Raw genomic sequence first — 6,806 nt, 5'->3', positions numbered from 1 at the left:
CTGTCGGACGCTTACGGCTTAGCTTTGTAAGCTCTTGCCCAAGCTCTTTAGCACGCCTACAAATGCGGGTATAACAAGGAACAGGCAATCCCAAAGCCAGCAAAGTAATCAGCGATGACACAAACCCTCGTACAGCACGGAGGGGTAAATGATAAGCCGCCCTAATCATCAACACGCATAGGATAGCGTCAGCAGAGTAAATTCTTGGACGGCCCTTCTTCCCCGTGCTTTTATTTTCCCTCCATCCTTTAATAGTTTCATCCGAAAACCATAAAGTTATGCTTCCTCTTTGTTCTAAAGCTTTGTTATAATCCGACCAGTTACGTATGCGGTAGTTAAGCTTTTTTTCCATAGCCTGCCTATATTTTTGTTTAAGCAAACTAAATTTTATAGCTCTTATGTGTTAAAGGGCAATCTTATCGCCTACACTTCTTAGCATTTACGCAACAACGCCCTTAAGAGCTATAAAATTAGTTTACAAAAACAAAAATATAGGCAAGCTATGGAAAAAAGCTTAACTACCGCCTACGTAATGGGCCCGAGTATAACAAAGCTTTAGTGCAAAGAGAAAGCATAACTTTATAGCTTTCGGGTGAAACCATTAAAGGATGGAGGGAAAATAAAAGCATGGGTAAGAAGGGACGCCCAAGAATTTACTCTGCTGATGCTATCCTATGCACGCTGTTGATTGGAGCGGTTTATCATTTGCCCCTCCTAAGCCTTGCGAGGATTTTTGTTATCGCTGATTACTTTGCTGGCTTTGGGTTTGCCTATTCCTTGTTATACACGCATTTGCAGGCGTGCTAAGAAGCTTAGGCAAGGGCTTAAAAAGTTAAGCCTTAAAGCGTCCAACAGACATAGTCTTTAATTCCTCTGGAGTAAAGGTCTATAGCGAAAGAGAGTGGAAAGCGCACCAGCATGGCAAAGCCAAGCGAAGAATTTGCAGAAAGATTCATCTAGCCATTTGCCCAGATTCGCATGAGATTATTTTAAGAGAATTAATAAAGAGCAATAAAGTCGGTGATTCAGTGGCAAGCCAAATGATCTTTGAGCTACCAAAGAGTGTACAAACTGCTTATAGAGATGGCGCTTATGATAGACAAGCTTCGGGTCGATCATCTTATGTGCGGGATATAGATCCTTTGGTACCTCCAAAAAGAGAAGGAAGGCTAAGCTAAGAGGCGGACAAACCCTTGATGAAAAAAAATAATGCTTTAAAAATCATTCAAGGCTTTGGAGAAGATGAGGAGACCAGGCAGCTCTGGAAGAAGCTTTGCCGCTATCACAGAAGATAGTTTGCCGAAACGGCGATGTGCCGCTTTAAAAGAAGCTTGGGAGGAGGCTTTCGCTCTAGGAAATTAGCCTATCAACAAGCAGAATTATATACCAAATCCTTGGTTATGAACAAGAGGACAAAACTTGGAATGCCCCAAGGGCAATGGGTGCTAACTTAGGGATACGAGCTATTAGATCATTTACGCCACAAGGCCTGATTTAGGTAAAAAAACTAAGACTTGAGAAGTCACAAGCGTTTAGAGCGCTTTGGGTAGATAAAGAAATTTTTAGCTTTATAGACCTCTAATTTTATTAAAAATCTCTTATTTATAAAAGCTTTTGATGAGAATAAAATTCTTCACAATTATATTGCTCACTTGGGTTAATTGGAGCTGTTCAACCCAAGATTCTTCCAATGCTACTTTAAAATACGTGGAAATTGCCGCACGCGGTGAGGGAACTTCTGAAAGTAAACCGATTATCTACCGCTTAAAAGTGGATGCTAATTGGATACAACACCATCCTTCCCCTTTAGATCCTCGTGCTGATACTAGGCAAGCAATTATAGAATTTTATATTGTTCATCAAGATGAAAAAGTCTCTATTGCTATCCATAATTTTTCCTCAGATAGTATCTATCAACGGCCCTCCCCTTTTAATTACATTTCTCGTTGGAAAAAACAACTTCATCCCTTGAATCCCGAAACCGTCTCCCTAATACCTCAAGCCTTTGGAGGGTATTGTGGCTTTTTGTTTGAAGCTACAGGAGAGATAAAGGGGAGCCAAACAACAATGTTTGCTTGGATTTTACAATTAGCTCCTGAACATTATCACCACCTTGTCGCCCCAGGCTCTCCTTACCTTCTAAAAAAATATAGACAAATGAGAAGCGATGTAACCATCAAAGCTATAGGCCCCCCATTCTTAATGCAAAGATACCGGCAGTCTATCATTGCTTTTGCTCGAAGTTTCCACCTCATTGAAGATTTATGATGAAACATCTTTTAAAATTTTATCATTTTTTAGGAAGTATACAACTTGCCATCATGCTAATGGCGCTAGCAATTCTTGTAGCTGCTTTAGGGACGATTATAGAAGCGCAAAGCCAGTCTCATCTTTCTTCTGCCTATCTTACCTACCACAATCCCCTATTTCGTAGCCTAGCAGGAGGATTTTTTATTAATATTTTTGTCTCCGCATTAAGAAGATGGCCTTTTCGTGTTAGGCATATTCCCTTTTTGATAACTCACTGCGGACTACTCATGCTATTAAGTGGCCTTATTATTAACAATTACTATGGTATTCAAGGCTGTATGGGTCTCATAGAAGGAGGAGCTAGCCAGCAAATTTTTCTTCCGCATACTTATGCTATCCATTTAGAAAAAAAGGGAATAGAAAACCCTTATAAGAATATTCAAAGAGAGTATCCTTTAAATCAATTGATGCACCAACCAGCAAAGTTTGAAGATGTGGAGATGCGGGTTATTGATTATGCTCCTCATTCTTATGAACGTAAAGAAACATGGGTTAAAGGTAATCAAGCTATCATTGCAGGTATAACCCCCATTCCTTTAATAGAATTCCAGGATAACAAGCCTCTTCTCCCTTCTTTTAAAGCTCATCTTCATCATGAAAATGCTCAGCCCTGGAACTTAATTGCCTTAAAAACCCCTTTTATCAGTGAGGCTGCTAAATATTTCTACCTGCAAAATTTAACTGTAAAGATTTCTGAAACCGAAGGAGGAAAAATCCTTGTAGAAGAGTCTTTAGCTAAACTTTTGTTAGCTCCTTTAGATATAGGTATAGCTCAATTTTCTTTTGCTTTGGACTGGAACGACCCTACATTGAATGACCAGACACAACCTACTTTGCAGGTGCAAATTAACCATGAAAAAATGGTGATCGGACTTGCTGGTCCCGATAGCTTGCTTAATCAAAATATCTCTAGTCCTCATAGGGGAAAGCTGCCTTTTACTCTTGATTTGTTTAAAGAGCCCACCTGCTTGATTATGCAAGACGAGCAAGAAGATAATTATCTTTACTTTTTTAATGCCCATGGCGAGGTATATACTCAATCTTTCAAAAAGGAAAAGCTTACATCCATTACCGCTTACGATGATGGCTTTAAAGGATATAAAGTGCAAATGCCGTTCCCCTTTGAAGATTTTCCTTGCAGCCGTACAGATAAAGAGCAAGCAGAACTCTTACGAATTGCCATAAAGTTACGGCAAGGCTTAGAACAATATTCTACTCTTTCTCCTCCCCTACAATTGCTAAAGCAAGCCGCTGATGCGTCTCATCAAGAGTTTGCAGAGGCCATAGTAAATTTTCTCCAAGCTTGGGAAAACTCCTCCTCTTTATTATTTACAGCTCCTTATTCGCCTTCATTAGAGAGGCTTTTTCATAAGCTAGACTGGAACATTCTTACACAGCAAGAGCAGTATGCCTACGGATGGCTATGCCTTTTCCTTGATGAAATTGAAAAAGAATTAGAGAAAGAAAAAAATTTTTTGCAAATTTTAATAAAGAGAAAATGGCCATTTGCACTCCCCTTTGTATCATTAGATAACAATAATATTGATCATATGATCTCTTTGTTTGCGCAGCAATTATTTGCTGTAGCTTCACAGCTACCGCCCCCTCCTAGGATGCCAGCTATGTTTCCTGCTAAAGCCCTATCCGCTTATTTAAAAGCGTACGGTATCACTTTATCTAACCTGCGCGAGCCTATGCAATCTCTGCAGGTCATCCGCTCTTACCATGCAAGCCGCTTATATTTTGATAAGGTCCTAAAAATATTATCTCCCTTAGCACCCATGAGGGCACAGCAATTGGCCCTGTTGATCAACGCGCTACCAGACAATTCTTATGCTATGGGAGAGATAAAAAAAGCTTATATAAGCTATCAAATTCAGAATAAAGAAGTAAATTTTAACTACTCGCCCTCTAAAGTAGAACTCATCACACATTTACTTTACAATGCTCCTTTAGTTACAAAAAGCCTTTCTAGCGAGGAAGCTAGAGCCCTTTCAGCTAGTTTAAACGCAGATGAGTTGATACTCACGACCCCTCTGACTTTAAAGCAAACCAAAGCTAAATCCTTGCCCAAATGGGAACATAATCTTCCTTTGCTTACCTTGGAGTTAAAAGAAGGCACTTATAAAGAGCTTATTACTCTCACCTATGATCCATACGGCAAGAAGCTTCTTTGGCCTGTTTTGAAAGGGAAGTATCTTATACGTTTTCAACCTTTATTTAGGGATATTCCTTATAAAATACGTTTACATGATGCTCGGCAAATCAATTATCCAGGTACCAGCCAGCCTTATAGCTATGAAAGTGATATTTTTATCCATGATTTAAAAAGGAATACTAAGATAGAAAAAACCCTTAGCATGAATAATATCTACCAAACGCCTGAGGGCTATCGTTTTTACTTAGCCAATCTCTCCCCGCCTACGGAAGTGGCTGTCCAACATGCACAGATTTTAGTGAATTATGATCCTGCTAAATATTGGCTCACCTACCCCGGGGTGCTGATGATAAGTTTAGGAATTGGGTTACTTTGGTGGATGCAACCCTACAAGAGACGTTAAAAGAGTCTGCAGGATTCAATCGTTGCGCCTGCCATTTGTTTCACACACCCTATCAGCTCCCTCATCATCAAGGCCGGTTTTTTTTCTATAAGCTTAAGAGCCACTTAAAAACCCGCTCAAAAAGTCTATAGTTAATCTATAAAAACCTAAACACTTTAATATATTTTTCAGCTTAGGCATGCGCATACAACATTGATTTTTATAAACATAGAGGGAGGTGAAGCGAAGAAGTTATTAAATAAGCTTTTGTGATTTAATACTTCTGCTACCACCCTGCCTCCATGTAAAGCCCTAAGAAGGCTTAACATTTTTTCTAGCAGCATTCCTTCTTCTTCGCCTTTTATTGCTTTTAGAAGCAGCTGAGTTATTAGTTTCCGCAGCCACCTTTGCTGATTTGTTGGCTGTGCTTCCATGCTGAGGTTCAGCTTTGGGTTCAGGTGGCAATTCAACTAGTTTGTTAAGAATATTTTTCTGATTAGGGTTAAGTTTAGTACGGATAAGAGATTGCTGAGCTGCCGTTAGCGTATTAAAAGTCTCAAGCGCACGGCGTCTTCTCTTTATCTTCTGATGAATATCTTCCATCGATAAAGTTTTCTCTTGCTCATTATCTTTTTCTCTCTTGTCTTCCAAAGTCTGCGCTTCTTTTTTAATGTCACCTTGAGCAGGAAGCTGGACCTGGCTTTCTACATGCTCATCGTCATTTTTGACTGCCTCTAACCTTTGTACGAGCTCTTCCTCCACTAGCTTTTCTCGTTCTATCCCCATTAAGAGTGGCTCTTGTGCGTACATGGTTGAGTTACGTGCAGAATGACTGGGGCTATCCCGCCATTCATCCAAGTTTACCGAGTTACGTGCCGAGCTATTTGTTGATCCTGGCTCGTTACTTAGCTTATTAGCCATTTGGTTAAAGGCACTTCCGAATGTTTGTAGTAAGATATCGTTTTCAGCTTCGGAATGCTCTTCAGCTTCTTGGGGAGTTACACTTTTTAACTTCATCGCTAAAATAAGGTCTAGCAAATCTTCGACATCCTTCTCCTCTTCTATGTTTGAGGGATTGATGAAGCTATTAGGTGGGAGTGGTGGGGGTGGAGGCACTCCATTACTAGGAATGGCAGGTAGAGGACGAGATTGCGTATCTGTAGATAGCGCAGCTTTTTTAGCAGCAGGCAAAGATTCAACTGCTTGAGAAGATGGTAAAGAGGTAGGGTCAGAAGGTGATTCATTTAAGCCAACTTGGGCTTGCTGCGGACCTGTAAGGTGCAATTTATCATGAATATCTTTGCAGGTTTTAGGCGAAACGATACCAGTTATTAAACAACAAATAGGAGAAATAGTTAAAAACATTACAAATTTATAGGCATGCAAAGCAACATTCATCCAGCTTTTGGAAAGATTTTCAGAGATGAGATTATAGCTTTCAAGCTTACTCCAACTTCTTCTTTTCAAAGCAGGTATTTGACCTAAGGTAGTGATATAGGTAGCAGCAGCCATTTTGATAATAAGATTAGCTAGTTGTTGGCCTGCAGAAGGCACACAAGATATTGTTGACACAAACACCCAACCACGCGCAGCTAAACGACATCTACCTGTTTCACTTAAAACAGCTTTATGGAGAGCCCAATTAGCGGGAGAGGCATCTATAGAAAAAAACTTAAGTTTAGTAACACGTGTAGCCATATGACACCTTTATGCAAAAATTTGAATACCAACGTGCATATTAATAAATACCCAAATAGTTTACAATTACAACTTTAAAAAGCCTGTTTAGAAGTTTATAGAGATAAGAGGTAGAGAAACGAGGCGGAAATTGATTTCCTATGGCTTGACAGATAAGCAAAGCCTTAACAAAAAATCTAGAATAAATAATAAAGAATACCTAGGGTATTTATAAAACACGGGAGGTATTAACCGATAAATCTTAAAGAACAGCGGGAT

Annotated in this window: 4 protein-coding genes; 2 read left to right on the top strand and 2 right to left on the bottom strand. The window is 39.6% G+C overall.

From position 1 onward, the window contains the following. Positions 1-352, bottom strand: a 352-nt coding sequence (locus tag NEOC84_RS02920) for a transposase (RefSeq protein WP_207391756.1), incomplete at its 3' end; no start/stop codon positions are given. Between the two features lie 1,265 nt (positions 353-1,617). Between NEOC84_RS02920 and NEOC84_RS02910 the strand changes: the two genes are divergently transcribed. Together NEOC84_RS02910 and NEOC84_RS02905 are read left to right on the top strand one after the other, a co-directional pair. Beyond that, entirely contained in the window at positions 1,618-2,268 is a 651-nt protein-coding gene (locus tag NEOC84_RS02910) for a hypothetical protein (RefSeq protein WP_166155146.1), read from the top strand. Next, entirely contained in the window at positions 2,265-4,871 is a 2,607-nt protein-coding gene (locus tag NEOC84_RS02905) for a cytochrome c biogenesis protein ResB (RefSeq protein WP_166155144.1), read from the top strand. The genes NEOC84_RS02910 and NEOC84_RS02905 overlap by 4 nt, the downstream gene beginning before the upstream one ends. 291 nt (positions 4,872-5,162) lie before the next feature. On the opposite strand, the gene NEOC84_RS02900 is transcribed toward NEOC84_RS02905, so the two are convergent. Then, positions 5,163-6,548 carry a hypothetical protein gene (locus NEOC84_RS02900; RefSeq protein ID WP_166155142.1) on the bottom strand — a complete coding sequence of 462 codons (1,386 nt, stop codon included), beginning with the start codon at positions 6,546-6,548 and terminating at the stop codon, positions 5,163-5,165. Positions 6,549-6,806: the final 258 nt, after the last annotated feature.

Origin of the sequence: Neochlamydia sp. AcF84, assembly GCF_011087585.1 — a bacterium.
GTDB lineage: Bacteria > Chlamydiota > Chlamydiia > Chlamydiales > Parachlamydiaceae > Neochlamydia.
Note: the sequence above shows the minus strand (reverse complement) of the source record. Positions and strands in the feature narration are given on the sequence as shown.